The sequence below is a fragment of the uncultured Paraglaciecola sp. genome (genome assembly GCF_943787955.1).
In the GTDB taxonomy this organism is placed as follows: domain Bacteria; phylum Pseudomonadota; class Gammaproteobacteria; order Enterobacterales; family Alteromonadaceae; genus Paraglaciecola.
The window spans coordinates 107882-131110 of the sequence record NZ_CALSOK010000021.1; the positions used below are offsets into that span (position 1 = coordinate 107882).

21 protein-coding genes and 1 pseudogene are annotated in these 23229 nt (G+C 41.6%); 12 read left to right on the top strand and 10 right to left on the bottom strand.

Going from position 1 to position 23229, the window contains the following annotated elements; translation table 11 throughout:
• The first annotated feature begins 552 nt into the window (after positions 1 to 552).
• Together Q0Y52_RS17945 and Q0Y52_RS17950 are read left to right on the top strand one after the other, a co-directional pair.
• The gene (locus tag Q0Y52_RS17945) at positions 553 to 1320 is read left to right on the top strand and encodes a PepSY domain-containing protein (protein WP_297823893.1); all 768 of its coding nucleotides are present in this window, start codon (positions 553 to 555) and stop codon (positions 1318 to 1320) included.
• A complete protein-coding gene (locus Q0Y52_RS17950) occupies positions 1317 to 2033 on the top strand; it encodes a PepSY domain-containing protein (protein WP_297823894.1) in 717 nt (238 codons plus the stop codon). Before Q0Y52_RS17945 ends, Q0Y52_RS17950 begins: the two co-directional genes overlap by 4 nt.
• 227 nt (positions 2034 to 2260) lie before the next feature.
• Here the strand turns inward: Q0Y52_RS17950 and Q0Y52_RS17955 are convergent, their stop codons facing one another.
• From Q0Y52_RS17955 to Q0Y52_RS17965, 3 genes are all read right to left on the bottom strand, one after another.
• Positions 2261 to 3703, bottom strand: a complete 1443-nt coding sequence (locus Q0Y52_RS17955) for a hypothetical protein (RefSeq protein ID WP_297823895.1) — start codon at positions 3701 to 3703, stop codon at positions 2261 to 2263.
• A gap of 702 nt (positions 3704 to 4405) precedes the next feature.
• Positions 4406 to 5752, bottom strand: coding sequence for an MFS transporter (locus tag Q0Y52_RS17960; protein WP_297823896.1), 1347 nt, complete (start codon positions 5750 to 5752; stop codon positions 4406 to 4408).
• Positions 5753 to 6231: 479 nt separating this feature from the next.
• Positions 6232 to 7470, bottom strand: coding sequence for a saccharopine dehydrogenase NADP-binding domain-containing protein (locus Q0Y52_RS17965; RefSeq protein ID WP_297823897.1), 1239 nt, complete (start codon positions 7468 to 7470; stop codon positions 6232 to 6234).
• Between the two features lie 126 nt (positions 7471 to 7596).
• Here Q0Y52_RS17965 and Q0Y52_RS17970 point away from each other — a divergent pair, with 126 nt between their 5' ends.
• Positions 7597 to 8709, top strand: coding sequence for a DUF2855 family protein (locus tag Q0Y52_RS17970; RefSeq protein ID WP_297823898.1), 1113 nt, complete (start codon positions 7597 to 7599; stop codon positions 8707 to 8709).
• Positions 8710 to 8798: 89 nt separating this feature from the next.
• On the opposite strand, the gene Q0Y52_RS17975 is transcribed toward Q0Y52_RS17970, so the two are convergent.
• From Q0Y52_RS17975 to Q0Y52_RS17995, 4 genes are all read right to left on the bottom strand, one after another.
• A complete protein-coding gene (locus Q0Y52_RS17975) occupies positions 8799 to 9278 on the bottom strand; it encodes a DUF4920 domain-containing protein (RefSeq protein ID WP_297823899.1) in 480 nt (159 codons plus the stop codon).
• The gene (locus tag Q0Y52_RS17980) at positions 9275 to 9487 is read right to left on the bottom strand and encodes a hypothetical protein (protein WP_297823900.1); all 213 of its coding nucleotides are present in this window, start codon (positions 9485 to 9487) and stop codon (positions 9275 to 9277) included. The genes Q0Y52_RS17975 and Q0Y52_RS17980 overlap by 4 nt, the downstream gene beginning before the upstream one ends.
• 162 nt (positions 9488 to 9649) lie before the next feature.
• Complete coding sequence (locus Q0Y52_RS17985) at positions 9650 to 13279, bottom strand: di-heme oxidoredictase family protein (protein ID WP_366939313.1); 3630 nt, start codon at positions 13277 to 13279, stop codon at positions 9650 to 9652.
• Positions 13280 to 13428: 149 nt separating this feature from the next.
• Entirely contained in the window at positions 13429 to 13929 is a 501-nt protein-coding gene (locus Q0Y52_RS17995; RefSeq protein ID WP_297823901.1) for a DUF2244 domain-containing protein, read from the bottom strand.
• An 81-nt stretch (positions 13930 to 14010) separates the two neighbouring features.
• Here Q0Y52_RS17995 and Q0Y52_RS18000 point away from each other — a divergent pair, with 81 nt between their 5' ends.
• Together Q0Y52_RS18000 and Q0Y52_RS18005 are read left to right on the top strand one after the other, a co-directional pair.
• A complete protein-coding gene (locus Q0Y52_RS18000) occupies positions 14011 to 14907 on the top strand; it encodes a sulfite exporter TauE/SafE family protein (RefSeq protein ID WP_297823902.1) in 897 nt (298 codons plus the stop codon).
• A 142-nt stretch (positions 14908 to 15049) separates the two neighbouring features.
• Positions 15050 to 15853: a formate dehydrogenase accessory sulfurtransferase FdhD gene (locus Q0Y52_RS18005; RefSeq protein ID WP_297823903.1), complete on the top strand. Its 804-nt coding sequence runs from the start codon at positions 15050 to 15052 to the stop codon at positions 15851 to 15853.
• Between the two features lie 57 nt (positions 15854 to 15910).
• Here the strand turns inward: Q0Y52_RS18005 and dsbB are convergent, their stop codons facing one another.
• Positions 15911 to 16426: a disulfide bond formation protein DsbB gene (gene dsbB / locus Q0Y52_RS18010; protein WP_297823918.1), complete on the bottom strand. Its 516-nt coding sequence runs from the start codon at positions 16424 to 16426 to the stop codon at positions 15911 to 15913.
• Positions 16427 to 16446: 20 nt separating this feature from the next.
• Positions 16447 to 18030, bottom strand: coding sequence for a sodium/proton antiporter NhaB (gene nhaB, locus Q0Y52_RS18015; RefSeq protein ID WP_297823904.1), 1584 nt, complete (start codon positions 18028 to 18030; stop codon positions 16447 to 16449).
• A gap of 217 nt (positions 18031 to 18247) precedes the next feature.
• Here nhaB and fadR point away from each other — a divergent pair, with 217 nt between their 5' ends.
• Both fadR and Q0Y52_RS18025 read left to right on the top strand, forming a co-directional pair.
• A complete protein-coding gene (gene fadR, locus Q0Y52_RS18020) occupies positions 18248 to 18958 on the top strand; it encodes a fatty acid metabolism transcriptional regulator FadR (RefSeq protein WP_297823919.1) in 711 nt (236 codons plus the stop codon).
• Positions 18959 to 19160: 202 nt separating this feature from the next.
• The gene (locus tag Q0Y52_RS18025; protein WP_297823905.1) at positions 19161 to 19514 is read left to right on the top strand and encodes a hypothetical protein; all 354 of its coding nucleotides are present in this window, start codon (positions 19161 to 19163) and stop codon (positions 19512 to 19514) included.
• A 422-nt stretch (positions 19515 to 19936) separates the two neighbouring features.
• Here the strand turns inward: Q0Y52_RS18025 and Q0Y52_RS19660 are convergent.
• Positions 19937 to 20155 (bottom strand): annotated as a pseudogene (locus tag Q0Y52_RS19660) (pentapeptide repeat-containing protein); the annotation flags it as partial.
• Between Q0Y52_RS19660 and Q0Y52_RS19665 the strand changes: the two are divergent.
• The 5 genes from Q0Y52_RS19665 to Q0Y52_RS18050 form a co-directional block, all read left to right on the top strand.
• Positions 20148 to 20216 carry a hypothetical protein gene (locus tag Q0Y52_RS19665; RefSeq protein WP_366939316.1) on the top strand — a complete coding sequence of 23 codons (69 nt, stop codon included), beginning with the start codon at positions 20148 to 20150 and terminating at the stop codon, positions 20214 to 20216. The pseudogene Q0Y52_RS19660 and the gene Q0Y52_RS19665 overlap by 8 nt on opposite strands.
• 706 nt (positions 20217 to 20922) lie before the next feature.
• Complete coding sequence (locus Q0Y52_RS18035; protein ID WP_297823920.1) at positions 20923 to 21360, top strand: SirB2 family protein; 438 nt, start codon at positions 20923 to 20925, stop codon at positions 21358 to 21360.
• A gap of 327 nt (positions 21361 to 21687) precedes the next feature.
• The gene (locus Q0Y52_RS18040; RefSeq protein WP_297823908.1) at positions 21688 to 22320 is read left to right on the top strand and encodes a YceI family protein; all 633 of its coding nucleotides are present in this window, start codon (positions 21688 to 21690) and stop codon (positions 22318 to 22320) included.
• Between the two features lie 20 nt (positions 22321 to 22340).
• Positions 22341 to 22901: a cytochrome b gene (locus tag Q0Y52_RS18045; protein WP_297823909.1), complete on the top strand. Its 561-nt coding sequence runs from the start codon at positions 22341 to 22343 to the stop codon at positions 22899 to 22901.
• Between the two features lie 47 nt (positions 22902 to 22948).
• A partial coding sequence (locus tag Q0Y52_RS18050; protein WP_297823921.1) for a YceI family protein occupies positions 22949 to 23229 on the top strand: 281 nt, incomplete at its 3' end.

The window sequence follows — 23229 nt, forward strand, 5'->3', positions numbered from 1 at the left end:
GTTGAATGCCTATTAATTTAGGCATTCAGTTTTCACAGCCTCAAATCCCTTCTCACTCCCTACTATGCCCTTTTGGTATGAAAGTGAAACTGGTCAGCCTAGCACTATTAATCACTTGTGCTTCGTGACGCAGGTCCACTTATCACCCTGAAAGGGGAATAGGTGGGGCGGTGTTTCAATTTAATCCTATCTTATATACTTATTGGTTGGTTGAGCCTAAGGCTTTTGGTTGCCAGCGCTATTTATTATGTAGTTAAACTTTGTTGTTATTGATGTAAATCGAAAAAAAAGAGCTTGGCTATCTTGATTGAAAGAGAGTGAATTCGAATTGACCCATCTTCCACATAAGCGTTATATTCTTTGTCCTAACCAATGGCCTCTATTTTGTTGATGGTAGTTATCAGAACATCCAATATAAATATGGCCAGGAATTAACATGCTCATTGAGTTATTGTCCTTACACAATGCAATTAAGCATGACGTCGATTGTTAAAAATAATAAATAAGGAAATTTAATAATAAGAATAAATACTTGTGACTATAAAGATAAAATTGAAACAATATACTAACGGAAAAATATTAAATAAAGTGAGCCGTAAGATCCATAAATGGCTCATGCTTTTTATCGGTATTCAATTCGTTATTTGGTCAGTGACTGGTACGTATATGGTCTTCTTTGATATTGATTATATTCATGGCGATAGCCTAGTGGTTAATCACCAAGATAAGATCAATCCACATGATATTGAGTATTCATTAAGTACCTTGTTTGGCGAATACCCAAATGCTGAAAATATTCGCCTATCAACATTTTTACAGCAACCGGTTTATCGCTTCAAGGTTAACACTCAAAGCGGACCTGTGCAGTTTTTGCTGGATGCTCGTTCTGGGCAACCACTTTCACCGATTACAGAGTTGAAAGCCATTGAAGCTGCTCACTATTATTCAACACTGGGTAAGGTGAAAAGTGTGGTATTAATTACTGACAATCCCCCTTTTGAACTCAGTCCTCGGGCATTGCCTGCTTGGCGTATTAATTTTGATGACTTTGGTGCACCTTCTCTTTATTTTTCTCAATCAACCGGAGAACTTGTTGGCAAACGTCACACATTTTGGCGTTTGTTTGACTGGATGTTTCGCTTTCATGTTATGGACTATGAAGATGGAGGGGATATAGGTAACTGGCTTCTATTCGCAGTGACTTTTTTTGCAATTTTAGGGTGTGTATTAGGGCTGATAATGACCGGCTTTTTACTTATCAGGCCCACTAAAAAATTAGTCGCCTTGCATAAAAACACGTCGCGAGGGGTCATTAAATGAAGTGGATAAGAAAATTTCATAAATGGGCTTCGATCGTGGTGGGTATTCAATTTTTACTGTGGTTACTGAGTGGTATTTACTTCAATTTAATGGATGCGACTAAGTCCAAAGGTCGAACTTATCAAGCCCGCATCAACTACGAAAGTCCACTCGTTGGTGATCGTCTAGTTGAACCTTCAATCGTGTTGTTAAAAAACAAACCTAGTGTGGCTATTGAGCTAATACACATCCTGGGGGAACCTTTTTATAAGCTGACACATGAGAAAGCGCTTTACCCACATTTTAAAAATAAATATACATTAGTGGATGCTTACACGGCTAAAAGATTCTTAATTGATGAACAAGTAGCAGCTGAAATTGCTAATCTTTCTTATAATGGGCCAGGAGAAATCTTCAAGATCAGACTGCTGGATCCAACTATTCCAGATTTTCCCAAGCAACAAAATCCTACTTGGGAAATATACTTTGATGATGAGATTGATACCAGCGTGTTTATTGAGGCGAATTCAGGAAGGATTATTGGACATAGTGATGCGCACAAACGCTTGGCAGATATTTTCTTTATGTTGCATTTTATGGATTATGGTAACACTGGTAGCTTCAACAATATTCAAAATATGTTCTTTGCTATTGCCGCATTATGGTTAATCCTAAGTGGATTTATGTGGACAATCCACTTAGGATTAAAAGGAAAATACAAGATTAGACATTAAGAAGGCAGGCTAGTCACTCATATGCTTGTCAGAAACGACATATTTAGCCAAGGCCAATTGCCACCCTAGACTCTAACAAGCCAGATATTGTGAGTGCTTTCATGATATTCGCTGGCTGATGCGTTACCCGAATGTTCATATAATCCGATAACTTATCAGCCAGACGATTGCACCGGCAGTTTGCGAGGGCATAGTCGTCAGTATTTAAAAGCTGTGACCTAGGGGGTTCACCTCACCACTTTTTTTTTTGCTCCATGGTTTTTTGCCACTAACGCCTTTAAATTTGGTAATGCGGCCATTGTCGCAGAACGGATTTGACTGGCATCATGTAGAACATTTTTGCTGACATCGGCCATTACATTCCTCAATCGCTGTGCAGGATCAAGGCGTGCGGTGTTGAGGAAGTCCATAATGGCAGTGTTTTGCGACCAAAGCATTCGGTTCATCACGTTGCCCAGCATCGCCTGGGGATAATCTGCAGGGGTATCTGTCATTTGTATTGGAATGGCGAGAGCATTTTTTTCCTCATTGGTGTCGAACGTTGCCTCGATAAATCCTGCGATGGATGCACTGAGAGAGACCAAGGGTATCTGCAGAATGGCAGGTGTGATGCGATCACCCTCCCAAATCGGTGACACTGCAGAGCGTGTTGCGGCGGTGGCGGTGCAATCAATAAATAACGAATCAGCTGGCACTTTGGCGTCACCATCCAATCCGTGTAAAACGCCTGGTTCAATTAAGTTTACGCGTCCGATTTTAATCACATGTTCGATTTTTCGTAGTAAATCGACCTCGCCTTGAGATATCGTTGGATAATGAAACTTGCTTGGCAGGCTATTTTGGTCGAGACGAAGCATATGCCCATGTTTTTCCAAGTGCAGAAATATTTCATCGCCGCTGGTGGCCGTTGCGCCAATGCGCATTTGTTCTAGCTGCCAACCAACAGTGTTCCCTGCGAACTTTGAGCCGGGTTGGGTAGACGCTCGGTTGATCAACCAGGTTTCACGAGGGCGAACCCAACTTATTTTTGAGGCTTCAACACCCATGTTCATAAGCCAAACGCCAACATCCATAGCCGTTTTCCCCCCGCCCATTATGACATAATGTTCAGGGACCTTGGCATCGGTGATCCATGTTTCAGGGAGTTTGCCCGGTGTGGTCAAACGCACACCATCAGTGATCTTAAACTTGCGTTTATGAGTGGCAGGTACAGAAGCGCTCCAAGCACTGCCATCGACCAGTTTACGACGAATATTGACACGGGTTTTTTTTCCAGAAATATTGGACACAATAGTATGCTCGCCGTTAGTGCCTGATTGATACTTAGACATAGGATAGTAACTAACGCGCCCGCTTGGGATGAAACGTTCTTGCATAGCACGCTCAAAATAACCCAGTACTTGTGTGCCTGTCGCGAGCTTGTAAAAACCTTTGTTGGGACCATCTGTGTCCATAAGCTCATCCCCAAGACTCATCGAATTGAGCCCATAAGTTGCGCTAGGCTGATGCAGTGTCACAAATGGATAAGCGACATTCCAGTGCCCACCGGGCTTTGCATGCTGATCAACAAAAGTAATATGTCCATCGCCATATTCGAGCAACGAGTCCGCAAAAGCTAAGCCAAGTGCGCCCGCGCCAACAATTAAGTAATCAGTATCAATCTCATGCATGCACATAATCCTATTTAAATTTGATTTACTACAATCAGAATAAACACTATTCATGCCCTATACAACAGTCCTAGAATGAGTCAATACTGGCTTTATCTCTTAAGAGCGCTCCTGAACTCGCGAGATTAGGAAAAAATCAAATAGTAAGAGGAGACAAAAGGGCATGTTCAACGTCGGCTCTGTAGTCCTTGCTTTTTAAGTCCGTATATTGAACGACAGAAAATGGGCTTTTGAGACAAACACATATTGATGTTTACTCACTTATATTTTTCGCAAGGCTTCAGCTCAAAACAAATAACGAAGAGTATGAATTGTCGTTTAAACTTCTATATTGCAGCTGGTTTTTTGAGTAGGATCATCGCATTTGCTTGGTCAGAGCTGTAAACCAAGAGACTTTACGCCTAAATGTCTGACTTGAATTACAGTTTATCCTAACGGGTATGTAAAAAGAGTGTTGGCCCATTAAAATTCAAAGACCGCAACTTTTTTATATGTTGCAATTTATTTCTGTACTACATAGGCCTATGCCACACTAGCAATGTGGCTATTTGCAGAGCCCTTCGTTAAAAGAAACGGGGGCTGTGTCAAAATAGCCTACAGCAGCCCTTGGGACTGGGACTAAATCGTTTAAAACCCAGCCTGCTGTTTTACATCCGTCATTTTGAGAAGGCATGGGCACATATCGCGACGCTGTCAATTAATTCAAGTCGATGTCGATTTGTTACTCGCCATCATTTTTTCGTTACGAGCTTCAGCCTCAGCCCAATCTTTAGGCAGTGTTTTGGCCGCCCAAAAGAATGCAATAATAGACAGTATATAAGGAACAACTAATGTCGTAATTGATAAGCGTAACGCATGCACTTCACCATATTGCTCGGTTAATGCAGAGCTTAAGAGACCAATATAAGTTGGGCCTCCACCAAGAGCTATCAAATTTAATATTAAAAAGAATAATGCTGTCGACATGGCGCGCATGTTAATCGGTGCCAGCGTTTGCGCTGCAGCAAAGCTTGGACCTAAATAAACGCCTGCCGAAATCAGATAAACCGTTACCAGTGCTAAATGAAGATATATGTTTTGTACCCAAAATGCAGCAATCAGGGCTGGGACTCCAACAATAAGCACTGCGCCCGGTAGCCAGCCATATGCACTGATATTTTTTTTAGCTAACTTTTCGGTAATAAGGGCGCCATAGTAAGTGCCCGCGCCATAGCCAACAAGATGAACTAAGCCAAGCATTAACATTAACCAGCGAAACTTCCCGTTGCCAACGCCAGGTGCATATTCAGGAAGAAAGCGAACAATATAATCAACCCCCCAATTAGCCACAGCATAACCACCAAAACTGACCCACGCAATGCCCATACACATGGCCCACCAACTAGGAATTTTGGCTAAGGTCTTTATAGACTCACCAATACTAACAGGCTCAAAGGTAATGTTGTCGCCTTCCATTTGCCCACGTTTAGGTTCACGGACTACCAGTGCGATAATTAACGACAAAATAACCCCCGCGACCCCAAGTGCGATAAGAGTGCCTCGCCAACCAAGAGTCTCAACCAAGATGCCAGCAAGGATGTAGGAAAATGCGATGCCAATAGGAATGCCTAGCGAGTAGACACCCAAGGCGCTTGCACGTTTCTCTTTTGGGTATAGGTCTGAAATAATAGAGTGCGAGGGAGGCGAGCCGCCTGCTTCGCCAATACCCACACCCGTCCTGGCAATAAGCATGCTTGTAAAACTATTAGCCATACCTGTAAGTGCCGTAAATAAACTCCAGAAAAAGACTGAAATACTGATGATCTTTGTACGGCTATAACGGTCAGCTAACCAAGCTATTGGTATGCCAACTGTGGTGTAGAGTAAAGCGAACCCAAAGCCTTTGAGAAGGCCTAATTGCCAATCTTCAAAGCCAAGGTCGGCCTTGATGCTTGGAGATAAGGCGCCCATGATTTGGCGATCGATAAAACTAAATATATAGGCTAATGTGAGAAGCCATAATACAAACGTGCGGTAGTTTTTTGTCTCGGCCATCTTTGGTTGGCTCATATAATATCCTTAGCTTTTATTTGAATTTATAATTATTTTTGAAGCTTTAATGCGATTTTTGACGCACAACAAGACTAATCGCTATCCCTAATCTACACAATGGACCTGGATGGGGGAAGAGCTAACTTTACGAAACGGACAACGGCTAGTTTGAAAAGGAATGATTAAATGAAACTTTATGATTTAAGTTTGGGAAGTTTAAAGATGTAAGGGGCAAAGTACATGATTGATCATCATCGTTTAAATACGAGATAAAAAATATGTCACTGCCAGCTATTTTATTTTGCAACGTAGCAGAAAGATTGTAAGTCAAAATTTGAATTTTTCTAAAGATAGTCTGTTTTTTGACAGTTTTGAACTTAGGTCCATATCATTTGATTAGTTAAGCTGGTGGTTGGATCGAAATATTAGATTGGAGTTTTAGGGGAATCGATTGAGAAACCATAAGAATGATGAATTCTCAATCGATTTTACAATTGTTACTCGATTAGCTCAAAGGTTAAACCAGCATGATTTTCTAGGCGTGAGATTAATTTAGCGCCAAAAATACTGGCCGGTGTCCAAAATCCACCTGCTACTTTATCTTTGCTTATATCTAAAGCTAAACATGCAGCAGCTTGCCCTAATATTTTAGCGGTTGAGCCATATCCTGGATCTTGATCGCCTGTTACTGTACAGCGAATTTCTTGACCACTATCGGTCTTGCCATAAAAGCGCAAATCGTAAAAACCTTTTTCTTGGGCCTCTGGGCTTGGGCCTTCACCAGGTTTAGGTAATATAAATTTTTCCATTGCCCAGCGGGTAGGCGGGATAACCGCAGCCATAGCAAAGCCTCCTAAGCCAACACCTACACCAGCAGCTATACCACTTCCCATTAACCCTTTTCCGGTCAACATGGCTTCGTTATATTCAAAATGTTGACTGTAGCCATCTTCAACTAACGCATTGCTTCTATGCACAATACGGGTGTTAATGACAGCCATAACAAAAGGTGCCACCCAGCTGTTAAAATCGTTGTCGTATTGGGGGCGATTCATATTGTTTTGGCGAACAGCATTGCCATGATTTGGTGGGCAAATCGCGTAAGGGTTAGCTAAAGTTTTACGCAGGGTAGGGTTACTGGCTACTTCTTTAAATATATTGGTCATGCTTGCCACAGTGCCGCCCGACGCAGCGCCCTTCATTTTTTTGACGCGCATTTTTATACTGCTGCACGTCTGACCAAATTTTTGTCTTGCATGTTGTTGCAAAAAGTACACGCCTAAATCAGAGGGTACAGAATCAAAACCACAACTATTAACAATACGCGCACCGCTTATTTTAGCCACGTCTTCATAACGCTCTAACATTTTGGCTATCCATTGCACTTCGCCCGTTAGATCGCAGTAATCTGTGCCCAAAGCTACACAAGTTTTTACTAATGGTTCACCATAAAGTGCATAGGGACCAACGGTTGAAACAACCACTTTGGTGGATTCACACAATGAGCGCAGGCTGTCTTCATCTGCTGCATCGGCAACAAAAACGTCAAGTGCTTCTCCTGTGGTACCCAAAGACAATTTTAATTCGTTTAGTTTACTCTGTGAACGCCCAGCAATCGCCCATTTTAGATCGCCATCAACGGCAAACTGAGCAATCATATATCGAGTCATTATTTGCCCAACAAAACTGGTGGCGCCAAATATTATAATATCAAATTTAAGGGGAGTATCTTGCATAGTCGTTTTGCCTCTTAGGTAATCATCTTAGTTTATTTCACAGCATTCAAATTTGTGATGCCGTAACAACGATTTAAAATCTTATACTTAATCTATCAGAATAAATTCACTTTAGGGCCAAACATAATGAGCAAAATATATAATGTAACCGAGATTTGGATTGAAAAATCCAATGTGGCCAATACCAAGATTGTTGAAAAGACATTAGACAGTACTCAATTAGGTACCGATGAAGTGTTGCTTAAAACCGACTCTTTTGGTTTCTCAGCAAACAATGTTACTTATTCTATTTTTGGGGATAAAATGGGCTATTGGGGTTTCTTTCCAGCTAATGAAACCTGGGGTATTGTTCCTATGTGGGGCTTTGCCACGGTGCTTGAGTCAAATCATGCTGAGGTAAACGTAGGCGAAAAGGTTTATGGTTATTTGCCTATGGCTTCGCATTTAGTGATCACTGCAGGTAAAACGTCTTCTACTCATTTTTTTGATTTAAGTGAAAAACGTAAAAGTATTTCACCCGTTTATGACAACTATGTGCGGACTGCCACTGATCCCGGTTATCAAGTTGAGAGAGAAGCATGGCAGTTAAATTATCGGCCTCTATTTATGACTTCTTTTGTGTTGGATGATTATGTTGGTGAAGCTTTAGTCGCTTCTGAGCAATCAGTTGCACAAGTGATATTAACCAGTGCCTCCAGTAAAACGGCTTATGGTGCCGCTCACTTGTTGATGAAACACAAAAAGGAGCGAGGGTTAAATTATCAAGTGATTGCTTTAACTTCAGCCAATAACAAAACCTTTACCCAAGATTTAGACTGTTATGACCAAGTACTTAGCTATGATGAAATTTTTAAACTTGGCCAAAATAACACTAGCTGGGTGTTAGATTTTGCAGGTAACAAGAGTTTGCTACTAAATTTACAAAAACAGTTTGCTGACAATCTTGGCAAGTTAGTTTTAATCGGCTCAACCGATGTAGACGCACAGCAAGATAAACCAGAAGGGCATTTAGACAGTGAGTTTTTCTTTGCTCCAAGCCAAGTGAAAAAACGCTCGGGTGAGTGGGGACATGCTGGTTTTGCTGAACGTTATGCAAAGGCTTGGCATAATTTTGCCATTCATATGAATGACAAAGTCTCAGTAGCAGAATACTCAGGAGCCCAGGCGATTGAAGCGCTTTATCACACTGGTCTTAAGAATAAATTGAATAATGTGGAAATTAATGTACTGAAGTTTTAAATTTATTAACATTTCTTATAAGGGCATGCCAAAGATGGTTGTGCCCACTAATATCTATTCTACGGCCTGAAAAGTAGCAGACAATTTTATTAACTGCGTGGAATTTTTATACTATCAGCCACAATTTCATAAACTACACCGGGTTTCAGCATCCCCGTTTCACTTTTTAGGTCGGCTTTAAAATGAGCCACTTGTTCTGAGCGGATGACTTTTTGTACCAATTCACCTGCTAAGGTAACGGTTTTACCACTGCTGCTTGTTGGAATAAAGAATCCGTAATCGCGCATAGAAACCCGTAAAGTATGTTGGTCTTGTTGTACTATGAAGAAACACCCTTTCTTTTGACATACTTTGGCGATCCTAGCTTCTACTTGAAATGACTTTGTTAAGTGTGAAGCTGAGTCAGTAACTAAGCTTGCCATTCTCAGTTTAGGCAGTGAGTGATCAAGTTTTGCGCCAAACGTTTCACTTTGTGAGTCTTGTATGACTGGCTCTGATAGTCTCAATGATTCTGCGTTCACTGCGAATGTGAAGGCAAGGCCAATTAAAATAACGAATCTGTGTTTCATCTATTACCACTCGGGTCCGTTTTATAAATAAAAATTCTAGCAACATAAATCTTAAAATGTTGATGGAACCAGTCGGCCAACACTTGGATAGCAATGAGTTTAGTTTTAAGACTGCAACCATGTTCTACTCCTTTGCAGGGGGCTCCTCGATATTGACCACCAATAATGGCGAAGCCTTTTTCTGCCATGAAAAAAATATAGGACATCATTTTCCCCAATAGGACAGCGCAATAACGACCATTAGCTCCTTTTTTGTATACAAGTATAGGGTCTGTTTGACTTTTACACGTAGATGCATTCTCAGAGTCCACTCATTTATTACGTACTTTGCAGTATTTTTCTAGGTTTATAAATGGTCCCTAAAAGAGACCTTAAAGACTCTTCAAAAAGTCTAATAAGGTCGTTTTATCTGTTTCGGAGAGCGCTTCAAACGCGAGCTTCGAACTTTCGCCTTCTCCACCGTGCCAGCGAATAGCTTCGTCGAGCGTTCGGGCCCGACCATCATGCAGGTAGCCGATACGATCGACGTCACTCGAGTCTTGTGCCTTAGAAATTTCATCATTAGCCTTCGCATCTCCTAACATTACAGCACGGGAATGGCCTAGGCCCCATAACGCTGCGGTGCGCCATTCGGCACCAGTGGCAATGCCTTGCCCCAGATTATCAGCCAATCCCGGTCCCATATCATGGAGCAAAAGGTCTGTGTACGGATAGATGGTTTGGCTGCGCAGTTCTGTCAATGGATGATAGTCACTGGTTGTCATACTTTCCCTGTGACAGTTTCCGCAACCGATATCCGAAAATATCGTGTCGCCGCTGGTATTTTCATAGTCGCGGCGTGCTCCGACACCTAGCAGACTCATATACTTAACCAGGTCGTTGAGTTGCTCGTCTGCCAGCTCCGCACCACTCTCTCCACAGCCGGTTTGCTCGCGGCCACAATCAGGATCCGGAAGTGCGCTGGTCATCACCCCAATATCCGTGTTCAAGGCTGATGCGACCTGGTGCCTGACACTTGCCGTAGCCGCTTTGTAGCCGAAACGACCCAGGCGTACTTTTCCGGTTTCAGGGTCGCTTACAAGAGACGCCCGCCCGGTAATACCATTTCCATTATGGTCGACATTATCCTGCTCGGCCCATGCGAGTATCGTTGACTCATCGATTGCTTCCAGCAGTCCAACACCCACTAATTGGGGTGCAATCCGGGCAGAGAATCGTGCAGGTTCGCCATTACTAAATACATAATTTGGGGAGCGAAGGCCATTGGATAATTCAGTCCATGGGTTGAGCATTACCGTACCTTCTGGTGAAGCTGAGCCAGTCTGGTTAGGTTGCAAGACGCTGCCTATCAGTGGGTCTGGATTGCCATCGACGTCACCGACCTTGAAGACCCACTTAGTCAGGTTATTGCCCACATCTTCGACTAACGCGCGGCCATTTCGAACATGGCAATTTGCGCAGGACTGATTAATATAATGGTTGCCGGCCTTGCCAATTTGCTCGCTCCAGATGGGGTTGTCGTTGCGTTCATCATGGCTGCCATCTTCAAAGTTGGTGTGATGTACTCGACGACCGCGGACGAAAGGCTGGGCATTGCCTGGGCTCAGGTTGGTGGCCATCTCGATGAAACGGCCCGCAGGCTCTTCGCTATAATTGTAACCGAGTGTGGTAGCCCCTCCCGATAATCCCTTGGCAGGGATCGGTGTGCCATCGTTGACACCCAGTTCATCCTGAACACCACGCTGCCATTCGAACGGGGACACGCCCGGTGTTCCGATCTTATAGACATATGACGTGCCGTAATAGTTCTTGCGTACGCCGGCAGGGGGTGCCAACAGGAACTGGCTTATCTCGAATTCCATGTTTACACCTAACTTAAGTGGTGTATTGAAAGTTGCGACTTTTTTCCATTGCTCGGTGATATCCACGGTGTACATGTGCTGATTGCCTGCTTCGCTGACTTTCACAAAGTCATTGTTCCAGGTTCCCTTACCTAAATAGGTTGCCTCAGGGTTCCAGTGGAACTGGCCGGTTGTCGTTAAACCGAAGAACCACACCCTGAATTCCCGAGCTCCAAGTTGAGCCTCAGTGATATAAGTTGCCCTGATCAGGCTTCGCCCGTTTGGCACAAAGTCTTCAAACTGTACGCGTGCGGTGCGGTATTCCCAGTAATGGGCAAGCCAATGATCGTAGTGATCCGAGTTAAAGATATTATTCGGATCATACATGCCAATATCCTTTGCATGACGATCACGTCCCCGGTCACCAAAACGCGTTACCACCACGCCGTCATTTCGCACAAAAGAAACCACGGGTTCAAGCTGCGTGGTTTCGTTGTACAAGGGTTCAATAGCGCTTAGGCTGGCGAAAGGCACTATATGCCAGCCGGTAATGCTGTCGCCATTGGTATCACCGGGATTATTGTCATTAATATAGTGATATAGCGGGCGGTCATTATAAGTGACTTGAACCTCGCCATTATTAAGGTCGATAGTACCCAGCCCGGATATTCCCGATGGAAGTCCATCAGTGACCAGTAATGGCGGCCAGTTATCGGCACAATCACCATTACAGGCACTGGCTCCAGGGACGGAAAGATCACCATCAAATACATAAAGGGCATAACCCGGCTGGGGGGAGGCCGAACCGCCTACGAGAATATCGTTGGCAGATGTTACTTCAATGCCGTCTAGGGCTAACGCACAGCCATTAGCATCAACCTTAACGCCACTTGGTGTGTTCGCACATAGGTCGTTGCTATCGGATACACCGTCATTGTCACCATCGCTGTCCGCTGGGGGTATCACTACCGTACAACCATTTTTATCTACAACGTCGCCATTAGGGGTGTTAGGGCACAAATCACTGTCATCGATTATGCCATCGTTGTCGCCATCAAAAACAGTCTCAATCAATAACCAATTAATATTGAAATCACCCGCAATAGCATTGACTTTTAAGGTGTAGATAGCGGCTGACGAAAGCTTTATTGACCCCAAGGTTTGCGTAATAAACGTTTGCCAACCTCCTGTTGCAGAAACAGAAGCCGTACCCACAACTTGCTCATTAAGGCTCACTGAATACTCACCGCTACTCACTTCAGAGGCGATCCGAGCACTAATAGCATAAATACCTGCGGGTAAATCAAGCGAATATTCTAAAAATTCGTTAGCAACGATAAATCCAACGTTATGTCCGCCGTCATTATCAGTAGTGACTTCTATATCAACATCATCCGATCTGTAGGCGCCACCAGTATTTCCCGGAGTGGTATCATAGTAATTGGTGTAGTCCTCAGCCTGAACAAGAACTGACACATTACCGCCTGTTTGTACTTCACAGCCTTGGGCATCGACCGTTTTGTCAGCCGGTGTATTGGGACAGATGTCAACATCGTCGTTAACACCGTCGTTGTCACTATCAACGGGCAAGGAACAGCCATTTGCATCTACTGTGTCGCCAGCAGGTGTATTGGCGCACTGGTCGAGGTCGTCGTTAACACCGTCGTTGTCACTATCAACGGGCAAGGAGCAGCCATTTGCATCTACAGTGTCGCCAGCAGGCGTATTGGCGCACTGGTCAAGATCGTCGTTAACACCGTCGCTGTCATTATCAACGGGCAGGGAGCAACCATTGGCATCTACTGTGTCACCAGCAGGTGTATTGGCGCACTGGTCTATGTCGTCGTTTACACCGTCGTTGTCACTATCAATGGGTAAGGAGCAACCATTGGCATCTACTGTGTCGCCTGCTGGCGTATTGGCGCAGGTATCTAAGTCATCATTGACGCCATCTCCATCAGAATCCTGCACAACAATGGGTGGACTGGAAGGAACATCTTCTGAACTGACGCCTCCGCCACAAGAAGATAGGCTAAAGCATAAAAAAAGTGATATGGCTAAAGGTGGCTTAATGGTCATTCTGTTTAACTCTCTATAATACCTAAGGTCTTGAAACCTGTGATACACGCACAAGGGGCAATCAAACTTTAACTTAATCAATTACACGCCTATATTTCAAACACAGTGTAATAAAGATGTTAACTTAAGAAACCTATATACGACAAACTAGGCCAAAGTATGAGGTTAGGCGGACAGTTCAGCGCAAGCGCTGAATAACCAATTCCTGCTTTGTTTTATTGTTTTCACCTTCATCTTGTTTTCCACCATCTGTCAGTATGCACATGCAGTTTAGCTTTTTTTAAGTGCTCTAATGTGGCCACCCTATCTGGTTGATTGAGGAATTGGCCTATAACGATTGTCTGGTGTCCATCATCTAAGGTGATTTGAGTTTGTTCGAATTCACTTTGTGCTTCAATGGTTTTTACTGATAACTTGTCTTTACAAAATGAATGAAAACGTTTGGGATAATAGACACCTGCTTGAAATACAACTGTATCTGAGTGGATAGTAATTATTTGTTTTTGATAAGTAAAGTAGGACACGCGATACATTAAAAACGCTAATAAGCCTACTTCAAAACCGGCAAAGGGTAATATTACCCAAACGCCTACTACACTCCACGCAATGGCAATGATCATTACAAATGCTGTCATAACCATAATGATAATTTTATTTTGTCGCCAATTAGCTGAGCGATTTGGTTGAAGTGTTAAAGTAACCGAGTCATGTTTGTGTTTTAGTTTAACCATTTGATGATCTTTTCTTTGTTTCAGTTCTTATAGTCTGGCAGAGTTCGCCTTTTATTTTTCAGTATAGGTCATGCAATTTTTATGTTTTCAAAGATGTCAGCCAAGCATATTCGTGTATTTTTGCTATTTGTATGGTTAACCATATTGTTTTGGCAAACCCAGCCACTCACCCTAATACAAGAATACGCAGGGTTTGCCTTTTTGGGTCTGTTGGGTGCAATTTTTGCTAATGCTACTGGCGCCGGTGGGGGCGTTGTTTTTGTGCCTTTTTTCAATCAACTAGACTTTTCTGTTGCCACTTCAGTCGCTACCAGTTTTGCCATCCAGTGTTGCGGTATGACAGCTGGAGCCCTTACCTGGTCAGCGTTTTACAAACAGCTTAAAGCCAGTAACCAGCCAGAGTCTGCATATTGGCAACCTTTAACTAAGGTTCTATTGTTGACTGTACCCTCTTCTTTTATAGGTCTATGGATGGTGCAAATTAATCCTCAATTTTTTGCACATTTTAGCGATCCTACTAGTTTGCATACCGGTTTTGGCCTATTTTCAATAGGCCTTGCAGTCACTATCTTTGCCACAGTGTTTTTGCTAAGCAATCAAAGCTTTACTACACGACTGTCTTTGCTTGACTATATTGCTTTACCTTTCATTGCTTTAGTAGGCGGTGGTATCACTGCGTGGTTATCAATAGGGGTAGGGGAGTTGGTGGCTGTGTATTTAATTATTTGTCGCTTTAATGTGACTTTTGCTATTGCTGCTGCCGTTATATTGAGTGCATTGACAGTATGGGCTGGGATTGTGTTTCACATACTCATTACTCAAGCCGTATATTGGCCAGTGGTATTATTTGCTGGTGCGGGTGCCATAGTAGGCGGTATTTTAGCTAAACAGTTGGTTTTGTATTTCTCAGTCAAAAATTTAAAGCTGTTTTTTGCAGGATGGATATTTATTTTAGGGATCACATCTTTACCCATCTAATCGCCTAAGGTAGGTTATGTGTCATGACTCTCTATTATAGCCTTTATTCTTGCAATCGATTAAACAGTATTCAGTAGTTAAAATTTCTTATTCTAGTGATCTGGGCGTCACTGCGGAGCGTCTTGATTGCAAGGATGTTATTGTGTCAGAAGAGCCGTTACAAATATGGCTTTCTGCTCACCCCAATTCACCCCCAGAATTATTATTTACCACTATGCGCACTCCTGGAGATGATCATCATTTAGTTCTAGGGTGGTTATATTCAAGTGGCGCAATTCAGGACACTACAAAAATTCTGTCGATTCACCATACAGGAACAGGGCGATTGAAATCTCAGCCCACAAATCGAGTACAAGTCAATTTGGCAGAAGGCGCAAATTTTAACCTTGAAACGTTTCAGCGTATTGACGTAATGAACTCGGCATGTGGGGTATGTGGCCAGCAAAGTATCGAGAATATATTAGACAAATTACCCCAAGATTTAACCAGAGATACCCGAGCACCATTGCTTCCGATTGCCGCTGTCTACACGTTGACAAAACAATTAAGAGATAAACAAGTGATATTTGGTCAAACGGGTGGCAACCATGGTGTGGCGTTATTTGATCAAGGATTACAAATATTGGATGTGCGTGAAGATGTTGGCAGACATAATGCGTTTGATAAACTAATAGGTGCCAACATGAATATCTTGGCAGGTGATATTGATCCGATTAAACAGAATTTAGGTGTGGTGCTGAGTTCAAGAGCCAGTTTTGAACTAGTACAAAAAGCGGCAATGGTAAATATTAGATATATTATAGCTATGAGTGCCCCGTCTAGTTTAGCCATAGACTTAGCCAAAGACTGCGATATTTGCCTGCTCGGTTTTATAAAATCTTCAGAAAATTTGAGCGGATTTACAATCGAATTCAATGTCTATTCAAACCCGCACATGTTGATTTAAATTAGTTGTGGGCTTGAATTATCTTAATGTGCAAGTTCGCATGATGCACATTTATTACTAGCTAGGTTTTACTAAAACACGACTAACTATTATCACTGCCCAAATTACCGAGTAAATTGCAAAGACCACAATCATCCATTGCGGCATACTCATATCCATAAATGACCAGTTAATATCCCCACAGTCACCGGTTGCACTAAAGATAGACGGAAGCCATTCGTGCAAAGGTGCCCAGAAGGGAAAATTAGGTACAAACTCACAAGTAGCAAAGAATGGATTCACAGCGGTTTGAATATCCATATGTTCGATGGCTATCAGTAAGCCCCAAATAGCGGATATGCCCCATCCTACATAACCTATTAGTCGTGTAATAAGGTTGTTAAATAACATCGCCGGTATAGCCGCAAACATAACCCCAAACAAGGCGGTACGTTGGTAAATACACATAATGCACGGACGTAAATCCGTAACATATTGGAAATACAAAGCGCCCATTTCCAAGCTCAGCGCAGAGACAAATAATAGTCCCCACGCGCGCTTATCAGTAGATAATGACGATAGTTTTTTTAACAATAACAAGCTTACGTCCTTATTTAATGAGGTAACGCTTCACTGCCTGGTATCGTCCCAGAGTGACGCTCAATAAATTGTATTTCATACAACCACTGTGTCAAGTCGTACAATCCAAAATAAGTCGCAGCCAAGCCAACGAGTGTTAATACCACTGTGTAAGGCAGTGCCATATACACCATGGTGCCATAGGATAGTCTCAGTAATGGGGCTATGGCTGATGTTAGTAAAAATAAGAACGCGGCCTGACCGTTAGGGGTGGCAACACTAGGTAAGTTGGTACCTGTATTAATGGCAACAGCCAATAAATCAAATTGGTCACGAGTGATGACGCCGTTATTTAGTGCAGCTGTCACTTCGGTGATATATACCGAGCCAACAAACACATTGTCACTGACCATAGATAACAAGCCATTAGCCAAATAAAACATAACTAGTTGAGTGTTACCCTCAAAAGTGAGTACCCAGTTTATTACTGGGCTAAATAAGCCTTGATCGATGATTACCGCTACAATGCCAAAAAACACACACAACAAGGCTGTAAAGGGTAATGCCTCTTCAAACGCTTTACCTATTGAGTGTTCGTCAATTATACCGCCCATTGATGTCGTCAACACAATAATAGACAGTCCAATTAATCCTACTGCAGCTAAATGTCCTGCTAGACCGATGACTAGCCAAACTGCAATCAGTCCTTGTATGACTAATTTTACTTTGTCTTGTGTGGTTAAGTTAGCTTCGATGTTTTTGTCGTAGTCAGTCAATATTTGCCTGACTATTGGCGGTAATTCTGCACCGTAATTAAACAGTTTAAATTTCTCAACAATAAAAGTTGTGGCTAACCCGGCAAAAAACACAGGGATCGTAATAGGAGACATGCGGATAAAGAACTCTATAAAGTCCCACCCGGCTTTATCTGCAATGATTAGGTTTTGTGGCTCACCTACCATAGTCATTACCCCACCCAATGCTGTACCTATACCGGCATGCATCATTAGGTTGCGTAAAAATGCTCTGAAATCTTCTAAATTATCACGATTAAGGTGAGGCACCTCATCGTCGTGTGAATAATCATGTTCAGAATGAAAGTCTTTACCTGATGCAACCTTGTGATATATGGAATAAAAACCCAAACCTACCGTAATAATAACTGCCACAACAGTCAACGCATCTAAGAATGCAGACAAAATCGCGCAAGAAGCAGCAAAGGCTATTGATAAAGCAGTTTTGTTTTTAAGTTTTATCAGTAGTTTAGTGAAAAGGTAAAGCAACAACCCTTTCATAAAGTAAATACCAGCCACCATGAATACTAATAGTAAAATGACCTCAATATTGACCACCATTTCATGTTTCATATGCTCTGGTGTAGTCATACCGATAAACATTGCTTCCATTAATAACAGACCGCCAGGCTGTAACGGATAACATTTTAATGCCATGGCTAAAGTGAAAATAAACTCTAAAACTAAGGCCCAACCTGCGATGTAAGGGTTGAGTATGAATAAAATAGGGTTGAGGATAAGAAAGGCGACAATGGCTTGTTTGTACCAAGTTGGGGCTTTGCCCAAAAAATTGGCGGCTACTGCTTGAGGTACTGACATTTGCATAGGCAAAATTCCTTGCTGAATATTATATTTATTGAATCAACGTTGCGTAGATTGTACATATAAAGTATCGCAAAATCCTATAGACCAACCACAATTATTCAATAATTGTTTGTTTTAATGACAATAGTTTATTGCCAAAGTCTTGTTATGATTAAAATTCATCTGGTACAATCAGTCAATAATGATTATAGAACAATAATAACGAAGTGAGTGGTTGATGATATACAAGGCACAAAGCCCAGCAGGATTTGCTGAAGAATATATAGTGGAATCTATCTGGAGTGGACGCTTCCCCCCTGGCACAATTCTTCCAGCAGAACGCGAATTATCTGAGCTCATTGGTGTAACTCGAACAACTTTACGTGAAGTATTACAACGTTTAGCTCGTGATGGCTGGTTGACTATCAAACATGGTAAGCCTACTAAGGTTAATAATTTTTGGGAAACATCGGGTCTCAATATATTAGAGACCTTAGCTCGACTAGATGAAGATGGTATCCCTGAGCTTGTTGATCATTTACTGGCTGCTAGAACCAATTTAAGTGCGGTATTTATTCTTAAAGCCATTCGCCATCAACAAGATAAGGCTATTGAAATATTGAAGGGGTATAGTGATGTTTCTGATGATGGTAAAACGTTTGCTCAATGTGATTATCAGTTAAATCATGATCTGGCGTTTGCTTCTGGCAATCCAGTGTATGTGTTAATGATGAATGGTTTTAGAGGTATGTACGCACGCATTGGTGGTTATTATTTCTCGAATCAAAAATCTAGGGATTTAACCCGCAGTTATTATAAGCAATTATTAGAGCTGGCCGTGAGCGGCGATTACGAAAGTGTACCGTTGGTGATCAGAACCTATGGCATCGAAAGTGGCAAAATTTGGCAAGAATTACGTGCAGATATGCCAAAAGGAATAGCGGATTAGTCAGTAATATGGCATGGCGCGGCGGGTGTTCCTGTCTGCTGCGTTTTTTCGCACCATAACCTCAACATGAAAATTCTATATATATCAATCGTATATATATTTTTAATAAAATAATTGCTTAATTAGTATGCGGTTTCTAATTCATTTCTCTAGTCTTGTTATCAATCCAGACAAACCCATTTATTTAAACGAGGAAAGGCACATGTCCAAATTAGATTCTATCAAAAGTAAAGTGAACGAAGCGGAAGAGTTTGCACGCAAAATATGGCTTGCAGGTCTAGGTGCCTATGGCAAAAGTTTTGATGAAGCACAAGGTCAATACGAAAAAATCAGTGTTGAAGCAAGCAAAATGTTTGATGAACTAGTGGTTAAAGGTTCTAAAATTGAAACTGAAGCAAAAGACAAATTTCAAGTAAAAGATAAAGTTGAGACTCGAGTTGCGGAAGTACGCAAGAAACTAGGTTTAGACAACGTCAACGCCGATCAGAGAGTTGAAGAATTATCGGCAAAAATTGATGCGCTTACTGACGCTGTAGCAAAGTTAGCGGCTAAGTAATGCGTTAATACCCAACGTAAGCTTAGGACCATAAATTTTAGATGTCGTTGGGTGTTTTGTTTTTATCTTGAATCGCCCTAAGCCCAAATGTTAGGAGAATCAATGTGAATACCGCTAAAAAAACTGAAAGTTTGCTACATAAAACTTGGTTAGCTTGGGTCGGTGCTTGTGACAGTGGACGCGAAAAAGCGGCCAATAAGTTTGACCAACTATTTGTTGATGGTTCGGCACTTGTAAATAACTTACTGGAAAAAGGTGAGTCGGTAGAAACGCAATTACAAGCAAAAATAAAGGCTAGAAACATGTTAAAAGAAAAAATTTCAGCACTAAGAGCAAAACTTAGTTTCGGTAACAATAGCCGTGACCATCAAATTGATAACTTATCGCAACGCGTTGATGGCTTGATTGATGTTGTGGCTAAATTAGCTCAACAAAAAGCAGCTGAGAATAAAGCAATGACGACTGCATCCGCAAAAAAAACACCAGCTAAGACCGCTGCCAAACCAGTAGCAAAAGTATCTGCTATAAAAACATCTGTAAAAACTGCCACAGCTAAACCTGCAGCAGCTAAACCTACAGCAGCTAAATCTGCAGTGGCTAAACCTGCAGTGGCTAAACCTGCAGTGGCTAAACCTGCAGCGGCTAAACCTGCAGCGGCTAAATCTGCAGCGCCTAAACCTGCAGTGGCTAAACCTTCAGTAATATCTGCTACCAATTCACAAGTAGACGATAAAGATTAACTAATGAGATTTTAAAACCCCTTCAATCTCGTTTGTGTTAGGAAAGCCGCTAAATTTAGCGGCTTTTTTATGACCCGTTTTTATTGAAACTGGTTATTTTCACATGCAGTGCAGGTGTCATTTATTTTTAACACGTGGGTAACGGTTTGTTGTGAACAATAATGGCATCTAGTTAGATTTAACAGGGGATGTAAGCTCCTTGATGTTGAGACCGAGGCAGTTATTAGTGTCTCTCTTGTCGGGTTGAAATAGCAATCATAATTGCTATTTCACGGGATAAAATTAAATGGCAAAAGAACCGACAGTTTAATCTGCAATTTATAATATTGTGTAAACCTGAATTAATAGCCTGAATGTTTTTTATTATGGTAGAGATTAAACGACAAACAATTTATTATCAGTGTAGTTTGCGACAAAAATTACAGGTTGCGGATATAAAATGTCAATAATTCATTTCTAAAAATGAAATATGGCCTTCTTCAAGTAAGAAGCCTTTTATAGTGCTAATTTAAGAGCAGCTAATCTCGTACAGTGACTAATGATATCTTTAACGGCTCTGGTCCCGCAGGTTCAGGCGTTATAATGTTGACTGGTTTAAGCAAACTATTGACTAGTGGTCTGAGTGATAGTTATAAATAATAAAAACTTTAGGGAACAACAATATGTACATGATAGTTAAGCATGCTCACCTGTCGATAATTACACTTACATTTATCTTCTTCATCATTAATTTTGTGTTAACCATGAGAGGGTCTGACAAGGTCAATAATAAAATTTTGAAGATTGGCCCCCACATCCTATATACCTTGTTTATCTTATCTTTTATTTACTTGGCTTCCGTTAATCCGCTTAACTTGTATCCCTTTGTGAATGGTTGGGCTTCATCTAAATTAGGTGGTTTCGTACTTTATGTGCTCTCTATTGCTTTAGCGCTTAAATGGGCAAAGTCAACCTTGTGGCGTATCGTGGGTTTCATCAGTGCAATATTTTGGTTTGCCATGAGCGCACGGCTGGGATTTGCGGATCACCTGAAAGTAAAAGGTATAAGCGAAGATGCTAATGCTTATATTGAATTAGGGCAGTCTATGTTGGCATCAATTTGCTAGGGATTTAATGCGCATCATGGGTAAAATTAGCGAACGCTTTTCTTTAGTGATTTGTCTTGTGGAGTCTTAATTCATAAGTTAAAAGTAACTTATAAATTGTTCTGTGACATCAGCTAAGTTTCCCGTTTCAAATGCCTGCAGTTTTTAAAGGTATTAATTTTATTTTTGGTCAGGTTAGCGTTTTAGCTTTGGGCTGATGAAAAATTAAGTGTGATTGGGGGCAGACAGGCCAGGCTTTTTATAATAATTATTAAGCCTACATCGACACTTGTTTTAGAGCGCTGCGGGATCTACATATAACCACTTAACATTAAAGGAATGAGTATTATGAAGTCAGTAAAAATCATCGCTGTTATTTTTGTCTTAGGTTTAACAAGCTGTGTTTCATGGGTGTTTGCTAAAAGTGCTTTTAATGACATGCCAACAGGCGAATATAAAGTAGATTTAAGTCATGCGTCTGTTGTTTGGAAAGTCTCTCATTTAGGTCTGTCTAATTACGTAGCAAGATTTACAGAGTTTGATGCGGCTATCGATTACAATGCAAGTGACATAGAAAAAAGCCAAGTAACCGTTAGTATTGATCCCATGTCCATACAAACTGCTTACCCCAATGCGGCAGAAACAAACTTCAATAATATATTGGCCACTGACAAAGGCTGGTTTAATGCAAAAAGTTTCGCCAGCATTGATTTTGTATCAACCTCTATAGATATGACGAGTGAAAAGACTGCCATGATGAAAGGTAATTTGTCCTTTTTAGGTGTCACCAAAGAGATATCCTTAGATGTGGTGTTTAATGGTGCTATGACTAAGCAGCCATTTACCGGTAAACCTACTATGGGGTTTTCTGCGACAACTCATATCGTGCGTTCTGACTTTGGTATGAAAAAATATGTGCCAAGTATCGGCGACAAAGTAGAGGTGATGATAGAAGGCGAATTTACACATTCTGGTGAGTAGCAAAGCAAAGAATCATAAATATGACAACCTCAACGCAAAGATACCATAGCCTTAGCATTGTGCTGCACTGGGCTATTGCTTTGGCTTTATTGTTTATGTTTGCCAGCGGTCTTTACATGGTCAATGCAGATATTAGTAAGGCTGACCAATACCGGCTTTTTCAAATACACAAAGCCTCAGGTGTGCTGGTTTTGTGGGCTGTGATACTCAGGGTAGGAACCAGGTTAGTTACCCGTTCTCCGGCCTTACCAGACGCGCTTAGCCAACAGCAGTTATATAAAGCTAAGTTAGGGCATATATTTTTATATATAGCATTGGTCACTATGCCTTTGTCTGGGTGGCTAATGGTGTCGGCCAGTCCGTTCGGTTTACCCACTTTTGTGTTTGTTGACTGGATCAACTGGCCACATATCCCGGGTGTGGCCAGAAATAAGTCTATTGAGACGTTAGCCAATAATGTGCACTGGATAACAGCAACTGTGCTCGGCGCTTTGATTGCCGGTCATGTAAGTGCGGTTGTGTGGCACAATAAAAAGCATGATATAAATTTAATTAGCCGAATGTGGTGGTTTAAAAAATGAAGACTCTTATAAACAGTACGTTTTTAAACAGAACGTTTTCGATAGGAATGCTGTTGTCATTTTCTATTACACTATATTTAAGTTTGATTACAACAGTTGTCCAAGCAGAAATTAAAAGTAGTCATCAATCAGGCACTGTGTCTTTTTCTGGTCAGCATGCAGGTATGAATTTCGAAGGAAAATTTGAGCGCTGGCAGGCCACACTCAACCTGCCACCTCAAAGCAAGCCTAATATCATTGCCACTTTTTACATGAGCTCAGCAAAAACAGGAGACAGTATTTACGACAGCACATTACCTGAATTTGACTGGTTTGATGTGGAAAATCA

What these genes read in the sequence shown, in the direction of transcription:
- Q0Y52_RS17950 (WP_297823894.1), top strand. Translation starts at nt 1,317, where the DNA reads ATGAAGTGGATAAGAAAATTTCATAAATGGGCTTCGATCGTGGTGGGT.
- Q0Y52_RS17970 (WP_297823898.1), top strand. Translation starts at nt 7,597, where the DNA reads ATGAGCAAAATATATAATGTAACCGAGATTTGGATTGAAAAATCCAAT.
- Q0Y52_RS18040 (WP_297823908.1), top strand. Translation starts at nt 21,688, where the DNA reads ATGAAGTCAGTAAAAATCATCGCTGTTATTTTTGTCTTAGGTTTAACA.
- Q0Y52_RS17995 (WP_297823901.1), bottom strand. Translation starts at nt 13,929, where the DNA reads ATGGTTAAACTAAAACACAAACATGACTCGGTTACTTTAACACTTCAA.
- fadR (WP_297823919.1), top strand. Translation starts at nt 18,248, where the DNA reads ATGATATACAAGGCACAAAGCCCAGCAGGATTTGCTGAAGAATATATA.
- Q0Y52_RS17960 (WP_297823896.1), bottom strand. Translation starts at nt 5,752, where the DNA reads ATGAGCCAACCAAAGATGGCCGAGACAAAAAACTACCGCACGTTTGTA.
- Q0Y52_RS18000 (WP_297823902.1), top strand. Translation starts at nt 14,011, where the DNA reads ATGTTTTCAAAGATGTCAGCCAAGCATATTCGTGTATTTTTGCTATTT.
- Q0Y52_RS17980 (WP_297823900.1), bottom strand. Translation starts at nt 9,487, where the DNA reads ATGATGTCCTATATTTTTTTCATGGCAGAAAAAGGCTTCGCCATTATT.
- Q0Y52_RS17965 (WP_297823897.1), bottom strand. Translation starts at nt 7,470, where the DNA reads ATGCAAGATACTCCCCTTAAATTTGATATTATAATATTTGGCGCCACC.
- Q0Y52_RS18035 (WP_297823920.1), top strand. Translation starts at nt 20,923, where the DNA reads ATGATAGTTAAGCATGCTCACCTGTCGATAATTACACTTACATTTATC.
- Q0Y52_RS17955 (WP_297823895.1), bottom strand. Translation starts at nt 3,703, where the DNA reads ATGCATGAGATTGATACTGATTACTTAATTGTTGGCGCGGGCGCACTT.
- Q0Y52_RS18025 (WP_297823905.1), top strand. Translation starts at nt 19,161, where the DNA reads ATGTCCAAATTAGATTCTATCAAAAGTAAAGTGAACGAAGCGGAAGAG.
- nhaB (WP_297823904.1), bottom strand. Translation starts at nt 18,030, where the DNA reads ATGCAAATGTCAGTACCTCAAGCAGTAGCCGCCAATTTTTTGGGCAAA.
- Q0Y52_RS18045 (WP_297823909.1), top strand. Translation starts at nt 22,341, where the DNA reads ATGACAACCTCAACGCAAAGATACCATAGCCTTAGCATTGTGCTGCAC.
- Q0Y52_RS17975 (WP_297823899.1), bottom strand. Translation starts at nt 9,278, where the DNA reads ATGAAACACAGATTCGTTATTTTAATTGGCCTTGCCTTCACATTCGCA.